The following is a 22,681-nucleotide window of genomic DNA, read 5'->3' as shown; positions in this document are numbered from 1 at the left end:
ATATAGCAAATAATGATGATAAATCAATAGTTCTAGAAATATTTAATGAAAATATTAGATCATTGAATAACACTTATAATCTTGTAGACTATAAACAAATTTCAAAAGTTGTTAAATTAATTGATAAAAGTAAAGTTATAAGATTGTATGGACTAGGAGCAAGCTTTCTTGTTGCTAAGGATTTTCAACAAAAATTAGAAAGAATAAGTAAAATGACAGTTCTTTATGAAGATACGCAATTACAACTTATAAGTTCAACAAACATTCAAGAAGATGAACTAGCGATAGTGATTTTTTATTCGGAGCAGATTAAAGAAGTTTTAGAAATGGCAATAAATATAAAATTAAATAATGCGACATTAGTTTCTATAACTAAGTATTCCAATAATAAGTTATTTAATTTGTCTGATTTTAGTTTGAATGTACCTAACATAGAAAAAATTTGAGAGCAGCAGCGAGCTCTAGTAGAATATCACAATTGATAATTATTGATATATTATATAACTCATATTTAGAAATGTATAGGGATCAATTTATGAAAAGAATTATAAAAACTAATGAAATCCTAGGTAAGGAAGAATAAAAATCTGCTGAAAACAGATAAAATCATGTTTTCAGCAGATTTTTGATTTTTTTAGGAATTTTTTTGTTGTTGGTGTTGAGGGGATTTCTTTAATGATTTTAGTAAAAAGAATTCTGTAATTTAGATAAATCAAGGGATTGATTTAGAGATTTTAAAATAAAAAATTCCCTTTGCAATATAAAAACATAGTAATAAATTTATTTAGTATTAAAATATTTTATGAAATCGTTGACATAAAAAATTATAAGATATACTATAAAAGTGTGAAAATAGAAAATCTATAAGGAGGAGATTTATGGAAAGTAAAAAAAATATCTTGGAACAAAGATTGATGCCATTGGCAGCTAAATTGGGAGCTAATAGGGGATTGATTGCTATTAGGGATGGTATAACATTGGCTATGCCTTTGATTATAGTTGGGTCAATATTTATGATAATTGCAAGTTTTCCAATTAAGGCTGTTGAAACATATTTAAATGATTCAGGAATAGCTGGATATTTGTGGAAGGGCGTTAATTCGAGTTTTGGTTTAGTAGGATTGATTGCAAGCTTTGGTATTGCGAGCTCATTTGCTAATCAACATAAGGTTGATGGGGTTGCTGCAGGGATAGTTTCATTGTCAGCATTTGTAACAGTTACGCCATTCATAACTGCAAATAAAGTTACCGGACTGACCCTGCCTTATTTAGGTTCTAGTGGAATTTTTGTATCAATTGTTTTAGGTTTATTAAACGGATATATTTATCAACTGTTTATAAATAAAAACATTCAAATTAAATTGCCGGATTCTGTTCCGCCAGCAATTTCTAGATCTTTTAGTGCTATAATTCCTGGGGCTGTAATAATTTCATTTTGGCTATTAGTATTTGCTTTATTGGATAAATATGGATTGCCAAATATGCATGATATATTAAAAATAGTATTGGGAGGACCACTTGGATTATTAGGTGGCACAGTATTTGGTACAATGATAGTTACCGGGTTGAATTCATTCTTCTGGTTCTTGGGAATTCATGGTGGTTCAATTGTAAACTCAATATTCAGTCCAATTTGGTTAGCGAATTTAGATGCAAATGCTCAAGCTAAACAATTAGGAGAACCCCTAAAAAATATAATTACATCATCATTTATGGATAATTTTGTATTTATTGGTGGAGGAGGAGCAACTCTTGGTTTGGTAATAGTAATCTCTGTTTTAGCTATTAGAAAAATTTCCTCAAAACAAACTAAAGCAATAGCACCATTGACAATAGCACCGGGGATATTTAATATTAATGAACCTGTCATGTTTGGGTTACCTATAGTAATGAATATTGCATTATTTGTACCATTTATAATTGTACCTATGATAAACACGGTGATCGCCTATATTGGGTTTGCTTCGGGATTGGTTCCTTTTACTTATGCATCTGTATCATGGACAATGCCGCCAATAATCTCAGGATTTTTAACTACGGGAAGTTTAATGGGTTCATTGTTACAAATAGTGATAATTGCTATAGATATTTTGGTTTATTTACCATTCTATCTAGTGGTAGAAAAAAATAATAAAAATTCAGAAATTAGTTATAAATAACATAAAAATAAAATTAATATGGGGGAATAATGAAAAGATTAATAAGTTCAAATGCTTCAGACATTTTGTCATATAACTCTAAAGAGTTAAAACAAAGCATAAAAGCTAGCGAAGGAAGAACGATATTATCAGAAAATGTTGCAACAAGGGAAGCTTGGATTGGAGATATAACAAACTCTGAATTGGCTAGAGCATTTGGAGCGGATTTGATTTTACTTAATGGAGTGGATGTATTAAATCCGGATATTAAAGGAATAGAAAATCAATCAAATTTTGTTTCAGAATTAAAAAAATTAACAGGTCGTCCAATAGGAGTAAATTTGGAACCGGTAGATGATTCAGCAGATATGATGGAAGACGTTATAAAGATTTCATTAGGAAGAACGGTAAATAAAGAAAGTCTTGAAAGATTGCAAGAATTGGGAATGGATTTTGTTTGTTTTACCGGGAATCCGGGAACAGGTGTAACAAATAAAAATATATTGAATGCAATTAAATTATCTAAAAAATATTACAATGGATTAATCATTGCTGGGAAAATGCACACATCTGGGGTTGATGAGCCTGTTTGTGATGAAAATACAATAAAGGAATTTGTGAAAGCGGGAGCAGATGTTATATTGGTGCCTTCGATAGGTACAATTCAAGGATTTGATCAAGAACAGTTAAAAGAAGCTTGTAAATTTGCACATAAAGAAGGTGCATTAGTGATGACTGCTATAGGTACAAGTCAAGAAGGCTCTAGACCTGAAACTATAAGAGAAATGGCAATACAAAATAAAATTTGTGGTGCTGATATTCAACATATAGGAGATGCAGGATTTAGCGGACTTGCACCGGTAGAAAATATTTTTGAAATGAGTATAGCTATAAGAGGATATAGACATACTGTTTCGATGATAGCAAGATCAATTAATAGATAAATACAAACGAGTTATATACCTCCAAAGCGGGTATATAACTCGTTTATTAATTTGACATTTTTTTATAAACATCAACAAATTGATCAGCTAAAATTCCGAATGATTCTGCACTCATAAGTTGATCTTCTGCATGCATTAAAATTAAATTAAATTCAACTGATTTTTGATTTTCATCAGCTTCCTGAGAAATTAATTTTAAGTGAATCTTATGCCCTTGATTGAAAATTTTATGTCCTTCTTTTATTTTTTCATCAGCTTTTTCGAAATTTCCATTTTTAGCTTCATTAATCGCTTCTATAAATAAAGATCTTGCACTCCCAACTGCTGCGATAATTTGAAAGCTTATTTCTTCTATATTCATATTATTCTCCTAATAAATTTATAATATCTTTCATAACTTTTTCGCCGTTCATCATGCCATAGTCCATCATTTCAATAACTTTAACAGGCTTTTCCGGAAAAGCTTCTTTTACTTTATCTAAATTGAATCTAACTTGAGGTCCAAGTAAAATTATATCGGCATCTTTACCAAATTCATTAACTTCTGACATTGGATATGCATTTATATTAGCTTCATAATTTATTTTTTCACTATACTTTTTCATTTTACTTACTAAAAGAGATGTGCTCATTCCTGCGGCACAAATTAAAACTATATTTTTCATTATGTCCTCCATCTATTTTTAATTATATATATCGTATCACAAAAACAAAATAGTGAAAAGGTTATTTTTATTTTTTGATAAAAACAAAATGTAGTAAATAGTAAACATACAATAAATTTCTAAAAATGAAACTTTATTTCATATTTAATTTCACATATTGTAAATGAATTCGATTTCATATATGGTGGATTTAAGAAATAGAAGGGAGGTGACTTTTGATAGATTTAAGTAAAATAAAAACGGAAAAAGAAAATTCAAATTCTGTCAACTATAGCGAGATGAGCATTATTGATTCGGTAAAGCTTATGAATCAAGAGGACATCAATTCTGTAAAATGTATAGAATCTCAATATACAGAAATTGCTAAGTTGATTGAAAAAACGGGAGAAGCTTCAATACGAGATGGAAAAGATAATATCAATAAAAGTTTTAATTGCATTACAAGGATGAGATCTGAAATCAAGGATACATCAAAAGTTAATGAAAAAGAATTAAAAAAATAGATGGTGTTTTGGGCTTAGTTAAAGAAGGTAATAGTTATCAAGTAGTTTTAGGTCCTGGAAATGCTAAAAAAGTTACAGATGAAGCAATTAACTATTTTGGACTACAAAGAGATAGCAAAGATACAAATTGGCAGGAATAATCCTATTTGCGGAAAATGTTGTTGATACTGAACAAACAGCTAGATTAACGAGTGAGTATCAAAAACTTGCCTTGGAAAATAATTTACAACCATTCTTACTAGCCGTTGACCAAGAAGGGGACAGGGTTGTAAGGCTTGGAACCGACACAAGCTTGCCTGGGAATATGGCATTGGTAGCAACTAGAGATCCAAAACTTGCCTATGAGTATGGAAAAATCATTGCGGAAGAATTGGATTCTTTAGGAATAAATGTTGATTTGGCACCCGTTTTAGATATTAATAATAATCTAAATAACCCAGTTACAGGGGAACGCTCAATTTCTTCAAATCCTGAATTGGTTGGAGAAATAGGCTCTCAATTAGTTAAAGGGCTTCAAGAAAATAAGGTGAGTGCAGCTTTGAAACATTTCTCGGGACATGGGGATACAGCGGGAGATAGCCATGTTGGACTACCAGAAGTGAATAAGTCAAAAGAAGAAGTAATGAATATGGAATTAAGTCCATTTATGAATGTTGCTGACGAAGGCGTGGATATCATTACAGATACCTTAAACATGCAGGCGATAGCGAACCATTTCGGACAAGCTGAAGCAAGTTTGAGAAGTTTTAATGCTGGGGCAGACATATTGCTAATGCCTGTAATAATGAGAAGTAATGAAGATGTTGAAAAGCTAGAAAAAGTTTATGCTATTTTGGAAAATGCAGTTCATGAAGGTGAAATTACAGAAGAAAGATTAAATGATTTTGTAAGAAGAGTGTTGGAATTAAAGGAAAAAAGAGGAATTTCCAACACAACTAAGTACAATCAGCCTGTTAAAGAAAAAGTGAAAAAAGCTCTTTCAGTAGTTGGTTCTAAAGAACATCTTTAAAAACAAAGATTGATAACTCAAAGAGCTATCACAGTTGGTAAGAATGAAATATGTTGCCATTCAGGCCGAAACCTGAAGAAAAAATTTTGATGCTAGCAGCCTTTAATAATGAAGTTCCTGGCTTAAACTATGGTTTTGACAGACTACAAAGAGAAGGGGTAATCCCTAAATATGTTGAATATACAACAATGATATACAATGAAAACACAACTAAAGAAGAATTGAAAAATCAAATGAAAGGCTATTATTACATCGTGGTTATAAGTTAAATTGCAAAACAAGCCCAACATTCACCAGAATCATGGCAATCAAATATTCCTCAAATGGTTGTAGATATTGCAAATGAAAACAATCAAAAACACGTCGTTTTAAGTATTGCAAAACCTTATGATTTGGATAGATATAAAAATGTAAAATCAGTATTGCTTACATATGGTGCAAAAGGAATGGATTCAACAGAAAAAGGAACAGATTCAGTTAAAACCTTTGGCTCAAACATTCCTACTTCATTAGATATAATCTTTGGAAAAGTCACATCATCAGGAAAATTGCCAGTAGATGTTTCAGAAGTCACATCAACCTATGAATATGGAAAAGCAAAGTATCCATTTGGACATGGCCTAACCACATCCATAGCTGATGAAAATCCTAAAGAAGATAAGTCAAATGGTGATGAAATAGCTAAAGAACAAAACTCTTCAAATCCAATATCAACATACGCAGTCATTAAAAGTCCAAACACAGGAGACAGAGGAATCTTCCTATATGTTGGAATATCCATAATAGCACTGGTTTCCTTAATAATACTCTTTGTATTTTCAAGGAAAAATAACAAGAAATAATTAAATTTATTAAAGTGAGAAGCCGAAAGGCTTCTTTCTTTTTGTGGGTATGTTGGTTTTAGGAGATGTGATCCCATCAAAATTATTAAGTGGAAAAAAGCGGGGGTCGGATTATGGTGAAAAATTGAGAAATAGCCCCATCAAAATAAGTAAGTGGGAAAAAGAAGGGGCTGAATTTAGGTGAAATGAAGCAAGTGTAGTCCTAGCAAAATAAGTAAGTGGGAAAAAGAAGGGGCTGAATTTAGGTGAAATGAAGCAAGTGTAGCCCCATTAAAATGAGTAAGTGGAAAAATGCGGGGGACAGATTATGGTGAAAAATTGAGAAATAGCCCTATCAAAATAAGTAAGTGGAAAAAAGAAGGGGCTGAATTTAGGTGAAATGAAGCAAGTGTAGTCCTAGCAAAATGAGTAAGTGGAAAAATGCGGGGGACAGATTATGGTGAAAAATTGAGAAATAGCCCCATCAAAATAAGTAAGTGGAAAAAAGCGGGGGTCGGATTATGGTGAAAAATTGAGAAATAGCCCCATCAAAATAAGTAAGTGGAAAAAGGGGGGGGCAGATTATGGCGAAAAATTGAGAAATAGTCCTAGCAAAATAAGTAAGTAGAAAAAAGAAGGGGGGCGAATTTAAGAAATGTTGTAGAAGATTGCCCTAGCAAATATAAAAAATTAATAAAAGTAGGGCTATTAATAAACTTTAATGAGAGAGATATCTAAAACCTAAAATTTTATATAAATATTAAAATAATGTAACAATAATGACATTTTAAAATTTTAAAAATATGAGATAATAGACATATAAATTGTTTGGAGGTATAAAATGAAGCAATTAAAAACATTCTTAAAAAATGAAATTTTAAGATTTGAAAAAATACAAAGGATATTAAATAAACAAAAATATCCTGATGTTGATGGAATGGTATGTATTAAGAAAAAAGCTAAAAAGATTGAATATTACCATAAATTTAAAAATCATGAGACTTTAAAATTTGAACAAAAATACATTAAAAAGTCAGAAATCAAACTCGCTCAAAGTCTAGCACAAAAATCATATAATAAAAAAATTAAAAATATAGTTAAGAAGATTCTTCCATTGATGAAGAAAATGTATGAATATTTTGATGAAAATTTAATCGATGATGTGTATGATCAATATTCCGATGAGAGGAAAAATTTGGTAATGCCAATGTTTGAGACTAAAGGGCAATATGCGGAAATATGGATAAATCAGCCATATCAGGGAAAAGGATTTGATTCGAGAAGTAATGAAATTTTTACAAATAAAGGTAATCGTATTAGATCTAAAACTGAAAAGATTTTGGCTGATAAATTTGAAAATTTAGATATTCCATACAAGTACGAATGCCCATTATCTCTAGGAGAAAGAGTAATTTATCCGGACTTTACATTTTTAGATCCTCATACCTGTGAAGAAATTTATTGGGAACATTTTGGAATGATGGACAATCCGCAATATGCAGAAAATGCAATAAAAAAGATAGAATTATATAGTATGAATGGCTTAAAGTTGATATGTACATTTGAAACAGGAAATAGGGCACCTAATAATCAATATGTAGATTGGTTGATTAATCAACATTTATTAGGATAAAATGGATTTCAAAGATTTACATGAAAAAATCCCACCCTAAAGCACAAATCTTCAATAAATCGAATTTTACCAATTTATTTCTGAACACACAAAAGGGAGGAATCATAATTTTTTATTCTAACAAATAATCTCTAAATCACATAAAATTTTGGAATTATCAGTTTTTAATCAATACTATTTTAATATTTTACCAAACAATCATCATTTCCTGATTCTACAACATTCTTTGCAGAATTTAATGCACCTTGTACTAGGTTTTCAACTGCTGTTTCTGAGAAGTAAGCTGTGTGAGGTGTGAATATTACATCATCTCTCTTGATTAATTCTTTCAATACTTCATCATCAATATCACCTTCTTTTGAAAAATCTTTAGTGATGAATTTGGATTCATTTTCGTAAACATCTAAACCGGCGCCTAAAAGTTTTCCACTATCTAAAGCTCTTAATACAGCTTTTGTATCAATAAGATTTCCTCTACCTGAATTTAAGATGATTGCTCCATCAGGCATTTTTGAAATTAATTCATCATTGATTACATGAGTATATTCTGGTAGACCTGGTAAGTGTAAGCTTAAGATGTCTGATTGAGAAGCTAATTTTTCAATTGAATCAACATAAGTTAAAACTTCTTTTGCAGCATCATTTGGATATAGGTCATAACCAATAACTTTAGCGCCTAAGCCTTTGAAGAGTCTTGCAGCTTGAGTACCGATTCTACCTGTGCCGATTATACCAACTGTTAATGTTCTGATTTCTCTACAAATTAAATCTGAAGCCCATGTAAAATTGTATTTTTCAACATTTTTTCTGATTTTTGCTGTATTTCTTGAAATTTGTAAAGCAGCACAAACTGTGTGTTCTGCGATAGCGTTTGGAGAATATGAAGGAACATTTGTAAGTTTCATTCCTAATTTTTTTAATAATGCTTTGTTGTACATGTCAAAACCGGCAGATCTTGTTGAAAGAACTTTAACACCTTGTTCTTTAGCGAATTTGTAAACTTCATCATCAATCTCCTTGATTTGTGAAATTATAATAGCATCTTTACCTATTAGCATATCTTTTGTTTCTAAAGATAAGTCTTTATCAGTAACTTCTAGATTGATTTCTGGATTTTGAGCTTTCCATTGTTCAACAGCTTTTTTTTCTACATCTTTTAAGTTAAAATACACTAAATTCATATATTCCTCCTATTTATTTGCTTCATAAATGAATATATCTCTGCTATATAATTTTAATACTTTTGTACAAATTATTTCGATTATATATGCTGAAACAAATGTAATTACAAAATATGAAACGAAAATTAAAATTGCATTTAATAATGCTGAACCACCTTGCATTAAAGAATATGCGTTGATTGGTCCGACAAGTCCTGAGAATCCGAAACCGGCTGAAGCGGTTGTACCTTGAATGTTAAATATATAAGTTACAATACCGGCAACAATTGCGTTTAAGATTAAAGGAATATTCATAACTGGGTATTTTAACCAGTTAGGCATGTACATTTTCATTGATCCTAAGAATACTGAGAATGGTATACCTATTTTGTTTACATACATTGCACCAACGATTAATGTCATGGCAGCTGAAGCGATACCCATGTTTGCTGCACCGGAAGCCAATCCTTGTAATCCAACAGCATAAGCTATAGCAACTGTTGAAATTGGTGAAACAATAATTATTGCAAATGAAATTGATAGTAAAATACTCATTAATAGTGGTTGTAGTTCAGTGAAGTTTTTGATTATAGCACCAATACCTGTTGTGATTTGTTTTACATATGGTAATAATAGTGTCCCGATTGTACCTGCAACAAGTACCACAATTAGTGGAGCAACAATCATAGTTAAACTACCTAATTTACCTCTGATTAAGCTCATTACATAAACTGCGATAGAAGCTGTAATCATTGTATTTATAAGATCACCAATACCTACTGCTACTAAAGCTCCCTCTTTTAAGTTAATAATCCCCGAACCAATCATTGCAGACACACCTAATAGTGCTGTTTCAATTGGGTTCATCTTAAATTGAAATGCGATAAACACACCAACTAATGTAGGGGTAGCTGCTTGAGAAATTAATAAAATTGTATGTATCATCTTGAAAATTGGATGAGATGGTGCTAAAGCCTTAAAAATTTCTCCTAAGATAGCATTTGGTATAAGTCCAACGACGATTCCCATTGCTGTGCCGTTTAAGATTTTCATTAGAAAACCTTTAAGTTCGATTTTGTTTTCCATAATTTCCTCCTTTGTTTATTAAAAATAATTTTATATTTTATGTTTTCTAAATTCAAATATTTAGTTGTTCTACTTATATGATCATATAAGTAATTAGATAAGTTCTGAAAATAAAGTCTTTATATTTTGAAATGGTAATCTTAAATATAAAAATAGACACGAAATACAGTTTTGAATTAACAGAAAATTGGAGGATTTGTGTTAAAGCTCATTTCGTGTCTGAAAATATTATACAATAATATTTTTGTAAAATAAAGGGGGAATAGCAGAAAAATAGCAAATTTTGACAGATGTTTTATATTTTTTTGCAGTTTTGTTAAATTTAAGATAGATTATTTTTAATATTGTTTTTCGGCTACTTCTAACTGTGTATTTTTTTACTGTCTAAGGTATTTATAAATTTTATATTTAGGACATCTACTTAGTTTATTTGTTAAGCTATTATAGAAAAAGCTAGAAAAAATGAAAACATTTTCTAAAATTTTCTAAAAAATGTTATAAAACGAATTTTCAACCAAAATCATGAAATGGATTGCATTAAATAAATTTAAATTATATCATACATGTGAAATATATTATAAATTGGAGGAGTTATGAAACAAATTTCAAAAAGAGTAATAAGTTTTGTATTAGCGTTTGTTATGGTTACAGGCTTATTACCTGTAAGTAGGACATCGGTTGCTAAGGCTGAGGGGAAGGAAGTAACTACTAAATCTGAAGGAAGAAAAGCAACTGAAGAATGGCTTAAAAAACATACACCTATAAATGGTGGTTATTATAGGGTGTGGAGTGATGAGGCAAACCCTGATGCTAAAAAATATAAAAATGCTCAAACAAGAATGGGTGATATACCTAAGGAAGTAGATTTGGTATTAGCATTTTATGATAATGAAATGGCTAAAGTACCTGAAAAAGTTATGAAGAAATATGTTGATGAGTTACATAAAAAAGGACAAAAGGTAGTAGGCTCTATATTTGTTCATTTGTTGTATAAGGATATAGAGTATAATTTAAATTTACATAATGAGATAAGTAAAAAATATTCTAAATATTTAAGACTAAAAAATAATTCTGATAGAAAAGTACTTGAATTTGGTAATACAGATGAAGGGAATAAAGCTAGAGCTGAGTTTATATTACATTATTATATGAATAAGTATAATTTTGATGGCTTAGATATTGATATGGAGCAAAAGATTAGTGATTTCAAAACTCATAAAGATCAATATAATAAAGTTTTAGATTTATTATCTAAAAAAGTAGGACCAAAAAGTAATACTGATAAATTATTGATATATGATACAACATATTCAGCTTTTCATCCTGCATTTGAAAGTCATAAGGATAAGTTTGATCTAGTTTTGATTCAAATGTACGGTGGAAGAAGTGAATATAAAAATACTGAAGAGTATGTAGCATCTCAAAAGAAAGCGGTAGGAAATACAAGACTCCAAGACTTTGAAGAAAATAGGGAAATGACTTTATTTGATACATTTAAATCTTTAGTGGGTTCGCAAAAAATTATGATAGGTTTCTCATTTTATGAAGAAAATTCATATACTACAGAAAAAAAGGATGACCCATTATATGATAATAATAGATGGTATGATATCCCAACAACAGATGGAAAAGTTGAAAAAATAATAAAAGATGAAAAAGACAAAGGAGTCTTTGAAGATGGTAAATTTGCTGATTCAAGAGCTGCCAGATATGCAAAATGGCAACCAAAGGACTCCTTAAAAGCAGGGGTGTTTTCATATGCTATTGAGAGAGACGGAGTACCTCATCCTACAAAAGAGGAAGCTATAAAAGCATATAATGAATATAGTAAAAACACAACAAATGGAAGAAAAATAGATATAGATAAATGGGTGCAAGCTGGAAGACCTGGAAAGAGTGATTCTGATGATTTAGCTCCAACAGATTATGAATATTCAAAAGAGTTAAAAGAATTATTAAATGAAAACAATGCTTACGATATAATTGATGAAGAAGATTTTCCTGATGAACATCTAAGAAAACAAGTTATTTCACAAATTGGTGAATACAAAGGTATGATATCAAGATATAATAAAGAATTAATTATAGATGATTCTGAAATTAAAGATTTAACAGGGTTAGAAAAATTAGTTAATTTAAATAAATTAACATTAAAAAATTTAGATAAAGTAACTAGCTTAACTCCTGAAAACTTACCGGAAGGTATACGAAAAGAAAGACCTCGTACAGAATATAAAAAATCAGACGCTAAGTTAGTTTTAGAAAATTTAAGCGGATTAAAAGAATTAAACTTAAGAGGTTTGCATTTAGAAGAGTTAGAAATTATCAATCCTGAAAACTTTAAATCATTAGAAAAATTAGATATATCAGATAATAATTTAGACTTATCCCCAGGATCAAATAATAGAAAAGTATTTGATGCGTTGGTAAAAAATATAAATAATAAACAAAATGTTAAATTTGAAGGACAAGAACCATTTTGGTACTATCCAGAAACATTCTCACCATCATTTGTAAGATTAGAAAAAAATAAATCTTATGATATTGAAAAAGAAGTATTAAAAGGTCAAGTAACATCTCAAGGTTATTATGTAACACCTGATAAATTTAATGAATATACTTCACGTACAATAGATGGTAAGCCATTCTTGAAAGAGGGGTATACTGTAAAACCTTTAGATTATAGTAAATTTACTATTGAAACAACAAATAGTACTTTAGATCCGGTAGAAAATAATATAGTAAAATCAAGTGATGATGAAACATTTATATCAACAATTACAAATGGAGAAGGAAAAGAAGTTCATAAATTGAAGATTGTTGTTGGAGAGGAAAAGGATATTTTGTTCCAAGTTAAACCTGATATAAAAAAAATATATGATTCTACAGCTAGAGATGCTTTTACTTCTGTAGGCTCAAAAATATTTGATGGTAAATTAGATAGTGGGAACCAATTTATCGCTTTTAATGCACCAAAACAAGAAAATGATATGTTCATAGTTTTTGAAGTAGATGGAAATATAAAATTGAATACCTGGGAATTAATTCAGGTTACAAAGGTGGAAGCTTTTAGAAAAAAAGCAAATGTAATTGCTTCATTGGAATATTTGGATGATAAAGATTTTGTATTAGAAGAAAGTCTTTCATATTATGAAAAAATAGAAAAATTAAAATCAAAAAAATGGGAAACTGTTGATACTATAAAAGATGGAACAAAAGATATTTATAAGGGAAAATTCGCATCAACTTCAAGCAGATATTGGAGAGTTAATGTTAAGTCAACTTTAGGAAATGCACCTATTATCCCAGAAGTAAAACTATACGGTACAAAACTAGATAAATCTCCACTAGAAAATGCTATTAAAGATGCTAAAGAATATTTAGAAAACAAAAAAGGAAATCAAAGACTATATGCTCAAGAAGGGCTTGATAAGTTAAGAGAAGTTGTTGAAGATGCTGAAAGAACACTAAAAACAGAAAAATTAACAAAGAATTTAATTAATTCAAATGCAAATAGAATTGCAGAGGTTATTGCAACTTTGACATTAGATAATACCGAAGTAAAAGTTGAAGAAAATATAACTAAAGAAAACTTAAATAAAAAACTTAATGAATTACTTGGAAAAGCTAATAAAATTGATAGTTCAAAATTAAGTGAATCTGTAAAGAGTAAATTGACTGCTGATGTTTCTAATGTTGAATTGTTAAGGGAAAATGGAGAAGTAACAGTGAATGCTTTATCAAAATCAGCTGATGAGTTGGAAAAATCGGTTAATGCTGCATTAAAAGAAATTGAACAACAAAAAACTAAAGAAAAAGAAGAAAAAACTTCTGATTCAAAAAAATCTGAAAAACCAAAAAGTAAGTCAACTTCTAAAAAAATTATTACATTTTTTAAGGATATAAACAAGAAACTTGGAAATATCGTTAAAGGATTTATATCCACAATACAAGCGTGGTTTTAGAATATAATATACGCTAAAAACTGCTGTGCAGCATAGATTGCTATATAGCAGTTTTTTATTTTAAATCATTTACACTATTTATAATTATTAACAATTTTATCGCAAAATTGTAGAACTATACATAAAAATTAGAAAAGTATTTTTTTATGTAGGTGTTAGAATGTTAATGGAGGATTTTGTGTAAGTTCATTTCTTATGCAAAATAAAAAAACTCAGGTAAAATCAAAAAAATTACCTGAGTTTTTTTAGACATGAAATAAATTATATTTTGACTGAAATATTTTAATTGAAATTGGAGGATTTCATGTTTGGTTCACTTCATGCCCAACACAATTATATCATAGTTTTTGTTTAAAATAAAGATAATAAGCTAATTTTAGACGATTTAGTTCGTTTTAAAATTTATATTTTATAAATTTAGAAATTTTCTTAATAATTTCTAGAAAATCATTTGGATTTAAGGTTTCTTGGATGAAAATCCAGTTAGGGACTTTATTGTTTACAGGTATAAAATCAGCTATTACTAAATCAAAATCATCAAAGTTTATATTATCTATTTCTAAAGAGTTACCATCAAAAAGTACAGTGTTAAAAAAGCATTTAAATATCATGTCTAACTGAACTTTAATATTACTTGCATGAACGGAGTTAAATCTGCTTATAATCAGTACATTTAATTTATCGGATAAATTATACATCTGAGAGATTAGCCCTTTCCATGTTGATACTGCAACATATGTCAAATGCTCTACTTCATTTTTTTTAATACTTCCTTTTAGTGAAGTTAAATAATTACTTAAATAAGTTTTTATATCAGTTACTAACTCTGGAAATTGTTTATAGATTTGATCAATATACATTTTTCTTCTGTTATAGATAACACAATTTGATTTTATATCACTATTATATAATACAGCTGAATTGTGGATACTTATAATTAAATTTTCAATGTTATTTAATTGTAAATTATATTTGTTTTTAATGGAAAATGTGTCAGAAAAACCTCTATGTAGGGATATAGCTATATTTGGACTATAATCAGCTTTGTCAGTAAATTCCTTAAATGTATGTACAAGATCGACATGTACATAATTATAAAATATGTTTATTAGATTATTTTCTGTTAAAGGTATATAGAAAGTTCTAAAAATATTTTGTAAAATGTTTGATTTAAGTAAATTCTTAATTATATCATAGTTTATTTTATTTGTTTCCATTTGAGAAATTACAGGGAAATTTAATTTTGTTCTATGTAAATTTACAGCACATGTCCAAGACATTATTTCTAAATATGAGTATTCAAATTTATTAATATTATTAATTTTGAAATATTCAGTAATAGCTTTTTTTATAGTATTTTTGTTTATGTTGATAAATGGCCATTCATCAATAGCATATTTTTCCTTAAATAATTGAGTGAAAAAGGATCTAATATTTTTTTCGCTTCCTATAAATTTTAGGGATTTTTTATCTAACCTAAAGTTATATTTATTTGTTGCGGCGGTGTTAAATTTATCTATCATTCTGTATATAGTTGAAATGCTTGTGAACTGATTTTCTGCTAAAGAATCAATACTGTTGAATTTATAAAAGAATAATGCTTCAATCATGTTAAAGATATTTGAATTATTTATAATAGTTCTAAAAAAAGTTTCAATGCAAGAATCATTGTTGTAAATTATAGAAATTATATTGTTTGAAGTTTTTATCTTTAATATATCCGGATAGTTTGAATTTAAATATTCGATATCTGATTTTAATACAGAATCTGTTACTTCTAAAATCCTTATAAGATGCTCCTGGCTAATTGAGTTTGAATTAATGTGCAGATGTTTAATAATATCTGTGTGCCTTATAGTACGCTTACCTAAAAGTCTAATCATAATCACCTCTTCAAAAAGTTAGTTCTTAAAATAAAAAAATGAAATTAAAATAGTAAAAAAATAGAATTGTGTATTTTTTGTAATTCTAAATAAAATTATACCTAATTTTTAGGAAAATTTAAAGTTAATTGTAATGATTTTTAACATTAAATTGTAACATATTTTTTTTATTTAATAAATATGGTTATATTAGAATTATGGAAAATTGTGATTAATTGTCATATTTATAGATATTTTCATATTTGTATAATTTAAGATATGAAATACATTATGCATTATTAATGAAAAAATATTAACATTTTTTTAATTTTTTAAATCAATGAAACCACCGATGATTAACGATATTTTGTCAAAATGATAAATTTAAATAAGGGAAAATGAAATGAATTTTTAAACTATATATGATAGTCTTTAGCTAATATATATTTGAAGTGTAAATGTGAAATAAATATATATTAGTTATTATAATATTGGAAGATAGTATATTAAATAATTTAGAGTTAAGGGGAGAAAATGAAAAATAGATTTAATAAAATATTTTCAATTTTTTTAGGGGTTTCCATATTATTTCAAACATGTGCAACACCGGTAATGGCGTTTCAAAATAATAATCCAAATTCCTTAAAAATAATAAACAATGAAAATACCAATCAAGAAAATAAGCAATCTAAAACTATTATTGGAACAAATGACTTGAATTCAAGTAGTAAAACCAAAAGTAGTTTATATAATGTTGATATTAATAACTTAGGGAGTAAAAACTTAACGTCAAAACAAATAGAAGCATCAAAAGCTCTATCGCCGGGACAAAGTTTGATTTTTAAGTATCCTAAGATTAATTATGAAGTAGGTGAAAGATTAGATTTATCTTCTATAGAAATTTTAATAAAAAATTTTAATAACGAAATAAGATTATTAAAATATGATGATATATCAAAAAATGAAAAAATAGACATAAATCTTAAACACGGCGATATTATTTATGAAAATTATTATAATTCTTTATTTAATGAAAAGTTTTTAGAAAAAGAAACGAATCATACAAAAAAATCAATCATACAATATTTAGAAAAAAATAAAATTAATCCTTGTACCCATTCAATAGCCATTAAAATTCCTAATTTTAGCCCAATAAACATTAAATTAAATATTAAGGATAGCAATTTAAATTTAAGTCCTTTAGAGCTTTTTAGAGCATTAAAAATGAAAAATTCTTCAATGATTTTGTTAGAGGCAGATAAACTTGCATATAAGGTTGATGAAGAAATTAATTTAGAAAAATTTAAATTTTTAGTAAAAAAAGAAACCGGTTTCTTAAATATTATTAATGGAAAAGATATAAAGAGTGAGTCAATAAATGTTGATTTAACAAAAATTGACAAAGATAAAAAGAATTTTGCTAAAGACAAAAATTCTCCTTATATATACACATATATTACTTTATCAAAAAAAGGATTTAAAAATTTATATATCCCAATTACATTAATTAGAAATGATATAGAAAAAAATCAAATCAATAACAAAAATTTTGATATTTTGTCATGGGGGTTAAATTTAGATAAAAGTAATTCTATATACACATTAACTTTAGATGTAAAAAATTTATCAGATGTAAAGGAAGCAAAATTTAAATTTTTAAATTCAATTACAAAAACAGCTCAAAATATAAAAATTGATAGAATAGTAAAAACAAATGGCTTTGAGGAAGAAGATATAACTCTTACGAACCCGCTATACAGGGATGAGGATAATATAGAAGATTACAAAGATTTTTCTTCGAAAAAAATGAAGGAAAAACTTGAAAAGCTAGAAGTGAAAAATCCTGTAAAACTTTCCAATTCATTGGAAACGGGGTATAAATACGTATTTTTTATAAAAAAGGATGCAGAAAATAAAAATAATCTTTTATTAGATTTTGAAGCTAAAACAAATGATGAAAAACCATTAAAAAAAGAAGTTGAAATAGCAGCTAAAGATCCTAAAGTAGCTAATATATTAAATAAATTTATCGCATTAAAAGATTCAGAAAACACTCCAAAGGCTGAAGAAAAAGCTAAAGTATATGGGAAGTTTACGATTAAAAAGACTGATGAGAAACAAAATTTTTTATCCGGTTCAGAGTTTACTTTGTCTAAAAAAGAGGGGGAAAAGTTACCGGTAAGTTTTAATTCTGTAACAAAGAAAGTTGAAAGAGCTGATGGAGTAGCATTTGACAACCTTGAATCAGGACTGTATATTCTAAAAGAAACGAAATCTCCAGATGGGTATAAGGCTAGTGATGACTATGTAGTAATAGTACACGCAAGTGGAAATACCCAAGTTATAGATAAGAAACTTTTTGATATAATGGATAAAAGTGAGTTGAAAGAAGAGGGAGATCCAGATGAACTATTAAATACAAAAAGTACTATAGATGTTGAAGGAACAGGTAGTACTAAAAGAGATCCAAATATATTTGATGGTCAATTAATTAAAAAACTTGATGTTAGTGACTATGAATTAGTATCAAGTAATGACAAACATCCCACAACAGTTTATCCAAATAATGGGGAATATCTAAAGGCTAAATTTAAGGTTAAGCTGCCAGCACAGGCAAAAGAAGGAGATTACTTCTATATTACCTATGATGAAAAATTAAACAGACTAGGTAACAAGATGATAGAAAACGAAATACTTCCAATAAAATCATATTTGGGAGAAGAATTAATAAAAGTTACTAATAAAAATGGAGACAACACTTACAAGTATACCTTGACTAGTGCAGTTAACAATAAACAAGATTTTGAGATAGAAATAGAAGCACCACTTTATGTAAATAGGGATAAGGTTAAAGAAAATGCTTTACTTACTATAAAAAATACAATTCCTTCAAAGGGTAAGGATAATGCACTAGCACAAACTGCAGTTGAAAAAGTATATGAAAATCAAATTAGTGTTGATTATAGTGGATTTTCTATAAGAGCCAAAAATAGTAATGATAATATAGGGTCTGCTATTTACTACAACACAGATAAGGTTGAACTTGACCCAAAAACAGGTAGACCAAAGTTGGACTCTAACGGGGAGCCAGTAAAAAAAGCAAATCCAAGTCCTTATACAATAAGTTATGTTTATCTTTATGGTGAAAAATTGCCTCAAGATCAAATAACAGTGGGATTATATACTAATACTGGTAATCAATGGCACCCTTATCGCTTTTCTGCTATTGATTTATTTAATAGTGATGCGGATATTAGTATCTATAAAGTAAAGCATCCATTTGAGTCTCTTGTTAATACAGAAAAGCTAAACCCTGATACAATGCCGGAAAGTTTTGGGTTGACAGAAGCTTCATTAAAAACTGAGCAAAAATTAACATTAAACACAGATTATTTGGTAAAAAATAGGCCTGCAACTTATGGACAAGCAAAAGTATTAACAATAAATGGTGGCGTAGAAGGAGATAATCCAGAACAATATGGGTACGTTATAAGGATAAAAGCACCATATGAAACGGGAGATACTCCAATAAGATTATTTGCTTCTATGAAAAGAGGCAATGGTGAATTAATAGGATTTAACAACGAAATTATCCAAGCTAAACCAAGTGCAACTATAAATTATAGCAAGGCTATAAAATTGGTTAAAAAAGATAGTGATGACAGCAAAGCAATTGATGGAGCAATATTTAAACTTACAAGCGTAGAAGGAGAAGAAAAATACCTTCAATACGCTAAAACAGGCTGGGATTCTCAAAACAATATTAGTAAGGGTACACTATACTTCACAAAGATAAAGGCAGGAGACTACATCTTAGAAGAAGTTATAGCTCCAAGCGGATATCAGAAACCATCGTCACCATGGAAAGTTCAAATAACCGTTGATGATAATGGAAATATAATAAAAGTTATAAAAAAATCTGATGCTTCAGATGATTTATTGTCTATTGTCGATGACTCCAAAAATGAAATAACAGTAACAAATAAAAAAGCTCCAATTACACCAACAGAAAAGACAGTTATAAACTATCCAAATAAAATTAAATTCTACAAAGTAAATGAAAATGGAGAAGCCTTAAAGGGAGCAGAATTCAAATTAAAGAAAATGAATGATGTTGTTAAGGAAATAAATTCTATTGGCAATACTTCGACTAATGAATTTATTTTTGAAAAATTATCGCCGGGAGAGTATAAACTTTACGAAACAAAAGCACCGGACGGATATCCTAAACTAGGAAGAGAATTAGAAGTAGCAACATTTACAGTAAATGTTATAGGTGAAATAGAAAATGTAAAAACTTATAACGGGATACAACTAACAGAAAGTGATGGAACTATTCATAAGATAGTAAACACCAAAACTAAACCAGTTTATCCTTCTACTGGTGGAATGGGGACTGTTCCGTTTGTTGGAGCGGGGGTTAGTTTGATGGCTCTTGCGTGGTATGAGCTTAGAAAGAGAAGGTATGACAACAAAGGGGGTGGGACAAATTAAAAAGTTACCCCACTTTGCAGAAAGTCATTTTTGAAGAGAGAATAAAGGGCTTTGATGAGAAGATTAAAAATTTTCTCATCAAAGCTAAAACAAGCAATACTAAAGATAAAAATTGAAAAAAGTTAAAACAACAAAAGAGAATTATATGTAGTAATTTAAATTACTACATATAATACGTTTATTAAAAATTTTAAAACACTTAAGGAGAGACATAATGAATTTAAAAAAATTAATTTCGTTAATGTTAGCATTCGTAATGATGTTAGCAGTAGTGGCACCGGCATCACAAGTTTTTGCGGATCAAGAGAAACATCAGACAACAGTTGTAATTCACAAAATGAAAATGAGTAGCTTAGAGGGATTCCCATTAAAACAAAAAGAAGGTCAAAACTTTGTACTTGGTAAAGATGGTCAAACACAATATAATGGTAAAGCAATTTCACAAGAAAACATTTCAAAGTTCTTTGGTGCAGACACTGAAGAACTAGAAGGTGTTACTTTCTATGTATACAAAGTAGAATCAAAAGATACTTATGAAAAAATGGTAAAAGAACCAGGTTCTTATGATACAAAAGAATTAGTAGAAAAAGAACTTTCAGTAAATCAACCAACACAAACTGTTGTATCAAAAAAAGGTGGCGTTGATGTTGAAAATTTAGAAAACGGATACTACTGGTTCGTTGAAGATAAAGCTTCAACAATCAAAGAAGGTGCTATCACTGGAGCAGCGGCAGTTCCATTCGGACTAGCTCTTCCAATATACAAAGATGATGGTTCTATGTTTGATACACAAGATAAACTTCACGTATATCCAAAGAATACTGTAAACAAAGTACAATTTGATAAGAACTTTGCTCAAAAAAATGGTTTAGAAAAAATAACTGATCCACAATCTCTTAAAGATGTAGGAGCTGTTTTTAATAATTATGAAAAAGAAAAAGCAAATGTTAAAGGTCAAATAGGAAAAGAAATTCCTTATGAAGCAAAAGTATCACTTCCACAAGGCTCTACATTTAAAAATTTAGACCTAGTAGATGCTATGGATAAGGGATTAAAATATAATGCAAAAAAAGGAGTTGAACTTGCAGTAACTCCTGTTAGTTTAAGATTAGATTTAAATACACACTATACAATAACTCCAGAAGCAAATGGATTTAAACTAAACTTTAAAGCAGAAGGCTTAAAACTTATCAATGATGCTGCCAAGAAAGAAGAAGTAGAAATTACATTTAAGTATTCTGCAAATGTAACATCTGATGCAGTGGTAGACCAACCAATGGACAACCACGCAACAATTATCTTTAACCATACACCACCAAAATTTGAAAGTGAAGAAATAACTCCTAAAAGTGGAGAAATAACAGTTACTAAAAAATGGGCAAATGAAGGTGAAAAAACTAATACTGTTAAGTATGTACTTTTAGATTCACAAGGTAATCCGGTAGCTGACGTAACATTTACAGCAGCTAGAGTAGTTGATAAAACAGATTTAGGAAATGGTATTACATTCACAGTTACTGGAGATTTCTCAGGTAAATTCTCAGGATTAAGTGATGAAGTTAAATATAAAGTAAAAGAAATTGTAAATGGTTTTGAACCAAAATTTGAAAATAGTGAAGGTACTGTAACTATTACAAATACTAAAACTCCAAATTCAATTACACCAACACCTCCACAAGTAACAGTAGGTGGAAAGAAATTTGTAAAGACAAACTCAGATGGAAAAGAAAGACTTGCCGGTGCAGAATTTGTAATAAAGAATTTAAATAGTGGTACTGATGAAAATAAATTCTTAAAGGTTACTCCTGCTGATGAAAGTGGTTATAAAACTGCTAAATCAGCTTATGATGAAGCTATAAAAGCAGTAAATGAAGTATTAGCAAAGGGAGAAATCAATGCTGAAAATCAAGTTCAAATAGATAAAGAAACATTTAATAGCAAAGATGATGCACTTGGTAAAGTTAAAGAACTTTATAATAAAATGCAAGAAGAATTTGTAAAAGCTAATTTAAATTATGAATGGGTAGAGCAACAAGATCAAGCAACTAAATTCTACACTGATGGAGAGGGTAGATTTGAAGTTAAAGGCTTAGCTTATGGAAACTACCAGGCAGTGGAAACTGCAGCTCCAAAGGGATATGCACTTCCTACAGGTGGTGGAGACTTTAAATTCGAAGTTAAAGACGGTTCATATACTAAAGATGGTCAAATTAACTATGATAAGGAAAAAGAAGAAACAAAAGATGCAATGCAAATCAAAAATAATAAAGTAACAATCCCACAAACAGGTGGTATTGGTACAGTTATCTTTACAGTAGCTGGTTTAATCATCATGGGTGCAGCGATTTACGCATTGAAGAAAAATAATCAAGAAGTAGATGCTTAATAAAAACTAGATAAG

17 protein-coding genes are annotated in these 22,681 nt (G+C 28.9%); 12 read left to right on the top strand and 5 right to left on the bottom strand.

The window, feature by feature from the left end:
• Positions 1 to 62 precede the first annotated feature (62 nt).
• The 3 genes from EQF90_RS07850 to EQF90_RS07840 all read left to right on the top strand — a co-directional run bounded on the left by EQF90_RS07850 (position 63) and on the right by EQF90_RS07840 (position 3,082).
• Positions 63 to 446 (top strand): SIS domain-containing protein, encoded by a 384-nt coding sequence (locus tag EQF90_RS07850; RefSeq protein WP_167604031.1) that lies wholly within the window; start codon positions 63 to 65, stop codon positions 444 to 446.
• A gap of 432 nt (positions 447 to 878) precedes the next feature.
• A complete protein-coding gene (locus EQF90_RS07845; RefSeq protein WP_134710905.1) occupies positions 879 to 2,159 on the top strand; it encodes a PTS sugar transporter subunit IIC in 1,281 nt (426 codons plus the stop codon).
• 29 nt (positions 2,160 to 2,188) lie between these two features.
• The gene (locus EQF90_RS07840) at positions 2,189 to 3,082 is read left to right on the top strand and encodes a DUF7916 family protein (RefSeq protein WP_167554051.1); all 894 of its coding nucleotides are present in this window, start codon (positions 2,189 to 2,191) and stop codon (positions 3,080 to 3,082) included.
• A 46-nt stretch (positions 3,083 to 3,128) separates the two neighbouring features.
• Here EQF90_RS07840 and EQF90_RS07835 read toward each other — a convergent pair whose 3' ends face one another.
• Together EQF90_RS07835 and EQF90_RS07830 are read right to left on the bottom strand one after the other, a co-directional pair.
• On the bottom strand, positions 3,129 to 3,443 hold the full coding sequence (locus tag EQF90_RS07835) for a PTS lactose/cellobiose transporter subunit IIA (RefSeq protein ID WP_134710907.1): 315 nt from the start codon (positions 3,441 to 3,443) through the stop codon (positions 3,129 to 3,131).
• Position 3,444: 1 nt separating this feature from the next.
• Positions 3,445 to 3,747 (bottom strand): PTS sugar transporter subunit IIB, encoded by a 303-nt coding sequence (locus EQF90_RS07830; RefSeq protein ID WP_134710908.1) that lies wholly within the window; start codon positions 3,745 to 3,747, stop codon positions 3,445 to 3,447.
• A gap of 215 nt (positions 3,748 to 3,962) precedes the next feature.
• On the opposite strand from EQF90_RS07830, the gene EQF90_RS07825 reads away from it, so the two are divergent.
• The 6 genes from EQF90_RS07825 (at position 3,963) to EQF90_RS07800 (ending at position 7,713) form a co-directional block, all read left to right on the top strand.
• Positions 3,963 to 4,250 (top strand): PTS transporter subunit EIIB, encoded by a 288-nt coding sequence (locus tag EQF90_RS07825; RefSeq protein WP_134710909.1) that lies wholly within the window; start codon positions 3,963 to 3,965, stop codon positions 4,248 to 4,250.
• A gap of 8 nt (positions 4,251 to 4,258) precedes the next feature.
• The gene (locus EQF90_RS07820; RefSeq protein WP_280633459.1) at positions 4,259 to 4,390 is read left to right on the top strand and encodes a hypothetical protein; all 132 of its coding nucleotides are present in this window, start codon (positions 4,259 to 4,261) and stop codon (positions 4,388 to 4,390) included.
• Positions 4,378 to 5,259, top strand: coding sequence for a glycoside hydrolase family 3 N-terminal domain-containing protein (locus EQF90_RS07815; protein ID WP_134710910.1), 882 nt, complete (start codon positions 4,378 to 4,380; stop codon positions 5,257 to 5,259). The genes EQF90_RS07820 and EQF90_RS07815 overlap by 13 nt, the downstream gene beginning before the upstream one ends.
• Positions 5,260 to 5,309: 50 nt before the next feature.
• Positions 5,310 to 5,528 (top strand): hypothetical protein, encoded by a 219-nt coding sequence (locus EQF90_RS07810; protein WP_134710911.1) that lies wholly within the window; start codon positions 5,310 to 5,312, stop codon positions 5,526 to 5,528.
• A gap of 54 nt (positions 5,529 to 5,582) precedes the next feature.
• Positions 5,583 to 6,101 (top strand): LPXTG cell wall anchor domain-containing protein, encoded by a 519-nt coding sequence (locus EQF90_RS07805; protein ID WP_134710912.1) that lies wholly within the window; start codon positions 5,583 to 5,585, stop codon positions 6,099 to 6,101.
• 820 nt (positions 6,102 to 6,921) lie between these two features.
• On the top strand, positions 6,922 to 7,713 hold the full coding sequence (locus tag EQF90_RS07800; protein WP_134710913.1) for a hypothetical protein: 792 nt from the start codon (positions 6,922 to 6,924) through the stop codon (positions 7,711 to 7,713).
• A gap of 179 nt (positions 7,714 to 7,892) precedes the next feature.
• Here EQF90_RS07800 and EQF90_RS07795 read toward each other — a convergent pair whose 3' ends face one another.
• Positions 7,893 to 8,894 (bottom strand): D-2-hydroxyacid dehydrogenase, encoded by a 1,002-nt coding sequence (locus EQF90_RS07795; RefSeq protein ID WP_134710914.1) that lies wholly within the window; start codon positions 8,892 to 8,894, stop codon positions 7,893 to 7,895.
• Between the two features lie 9 nt (positions 8,895 to 8,903).
• A complete protein-coding gene (locus tag EQF90_RS07790; RefSeq protein WP_134710915.1) occupies positions 8,904 to 9,959 on the bottom strand; it encodes a PTS transporter subunit IIC in 1,056 nt (351 codons plus the stop codon).
• Positions 9,960 to 10,552: 593 nt separating this feature from the next.
• Here EQF90_RS07790 and EQF90_RS07785 point away from each other — a divergent pair.
• Positions 10,553 to 13,924, top strand: coding sequence for an EndoS/ChiA family endoglycosidase (locus tag EQF90_RS07785; RefSeq protein WP_134710916.1), 3,372 nt, complete (start codon positions 10,553 to 10,555; stop codon positions 13,922 to 13,924).
• A gap of 395 nt (positions 13,925 to 14,319) precedes the next feature.
• Here the strand turns inward: EQF90_RS07785 and EQF90_RS07780 are convergent, their stop codons facing one another.
• Positions 14,320 to 15,807: a helix-turn-helix domain-containing protein gene (locus EQF90_RS07780; RefSeq protein WP_134710917.1), complete on the bottom strand. Its 1,488-nt coding sequence runs from the start codon at positions 15,805 to 15,807 to the stop codon at positions 14,320 to 14,322.
• Positions 15,808 to 16,320: 513 nt separating this feature from the next.
• Here EQF90_RS07780 and EQF90_RS07775 point away from each other — a divergent pair.
• Together EQF90_RS07775 and EQF90_RS07770 are read left to right on the top strand one after the other, a co-directional pair.
• Entirely contained in the window at positions 16,321 to 20,280 is a 3,960-nt protein-coding gene (locus EQF90_RS07775) for a SpaA isopeptide-forming pilin-related protein (RefSeq protein ID WP_134710918.1), read from the top strand.
• A 214-nt stretch (positions 20,281 to 20,494) separates the two neighbouring features.
• The gene (locus EQF90_RS07770; protein WP_134710919.1) at positions 20,495 to 22,666 is read left to right on the top strand and encodes a pilin N-terminal domain-containing protein; all 2,172 of its coding nucleotides are present in this window, start codon (positions 20,495 to 20,497) and stop codon (positions 22,664 to 22,666) included.
• The last annotated feature ends 15 nt before the right edge of the window (positions 22,667 to 22,681 follow it).

The organism is Helcococcus ovis, from assembly GCF_004524775.2.
GTDB classification, from domain to species: Bacteria; Bacillota; Clostridia; order Tissierellales; family Peptoniphilaceae; genus Helcococcus; species Helcococcus ovis.
This window is presented reverse-complemented; position numbering and strand designations above follow the sequence as displayed.

What these genes read in the sequence shown, in the direction of transcription:
- EQF90_RS07845 (WP_134710905.1), top strand. Translation starts at nt 879, where the DNA reads ATGGAAAGTAAAAAAAATATCTTGGAACAAAGATTGATGCCATTGGCA.
- EQF90_RS07840 (WP_167554051.1), top strand. Translation starts at nt 2,189, where the DNA reads ATGAAAAGATTAATAAGTTCAAATGCTTCAGACATTTTGTCATATAAC.
- EQF90_RS07835 (WP_134710907.1), bottom strand. Translation starts at nt 3,443, where the DNA reads ATGAATATAGAAGAAATAAGCTTTCAAATTATCGCAGCAGTTGGGAGT.
- EQF90_RS07830 (WP_134710908.1), bottom strand. Translation starts at nt 3,747, where the DNA reads ATGAAAAATATAGTTTTAATTTGTGCCGCAGGAATGAGCACATCTCTT.
- EQF90_RS07810 (WP_134710911.1), top strand. Translation starts at nt 5,310, where the DNA reads ATGTTGCCATTCAGGCCGAAACCTGAAGAAAAAATTTTGATGCTAGCA.
- EQF90_RS07805 (WP_134710912.1), top strand. Translation starts at nt 5,583, where the DNA reads ATGGTTGTAGATATTGCAAATGAAAACAATCAAAAACACGTCGTTTTA.
- EQF90_RS07800 (WP_134710913.1), top strand. Translation starts at nt 6,922, where the DNA reads ATGAAGCAATTAAAAACATTCTTAAAAAATGAAATTTTAAGATTTGAA.
- EQF90_RS07795 (WP_134710914.1), bottom strand. Translation starts at nt 8,894, where the DNA reads ATGAATTTAGTGTATTTTAACTTAAAAGATGTAGAAAAAAAAGCTGTT.
- EQF90_RS07790 (WP_134710915.1), bottom strand. Translation starts at nt 9,959, where the DNA reads ATGGAAAACAAAATCGAACTTAAAGGTTTTCTAATGAAAATCTTAAAC.
- EQF90_RS07785 (WP_134710916.1), top strand. Translation starts at nt 10,553, where the DNA reads ATGAAACAAATTTCAAAAAGAGTAATAAGTTTTGTATTAGCGTTTGTT.
- EQF90_RS07780 (WP_134710917.1), bottom strand. Translation starts at nt 15,807, where the DNA reads ATGATTAGACTTTTAGGTAAGCGTACTATAAGGCACACAGATATTATT.
- EQF90_RS07775 (WP_134710918.1), top strand. Translation starts at nt 16,321, where the DNA reads ATGAAAAATAGATTTAATAAAATATTTTCAATTTTTTTAGGGGTTTCC.
- EQF90_RS07770 (WP_134710919.1), top strand. Translation starts at nt 20,495, where the DNA reads ATGAATTTAAAAAAATTAATTTCGTTAATGTTAGCATTCGTAATGATG.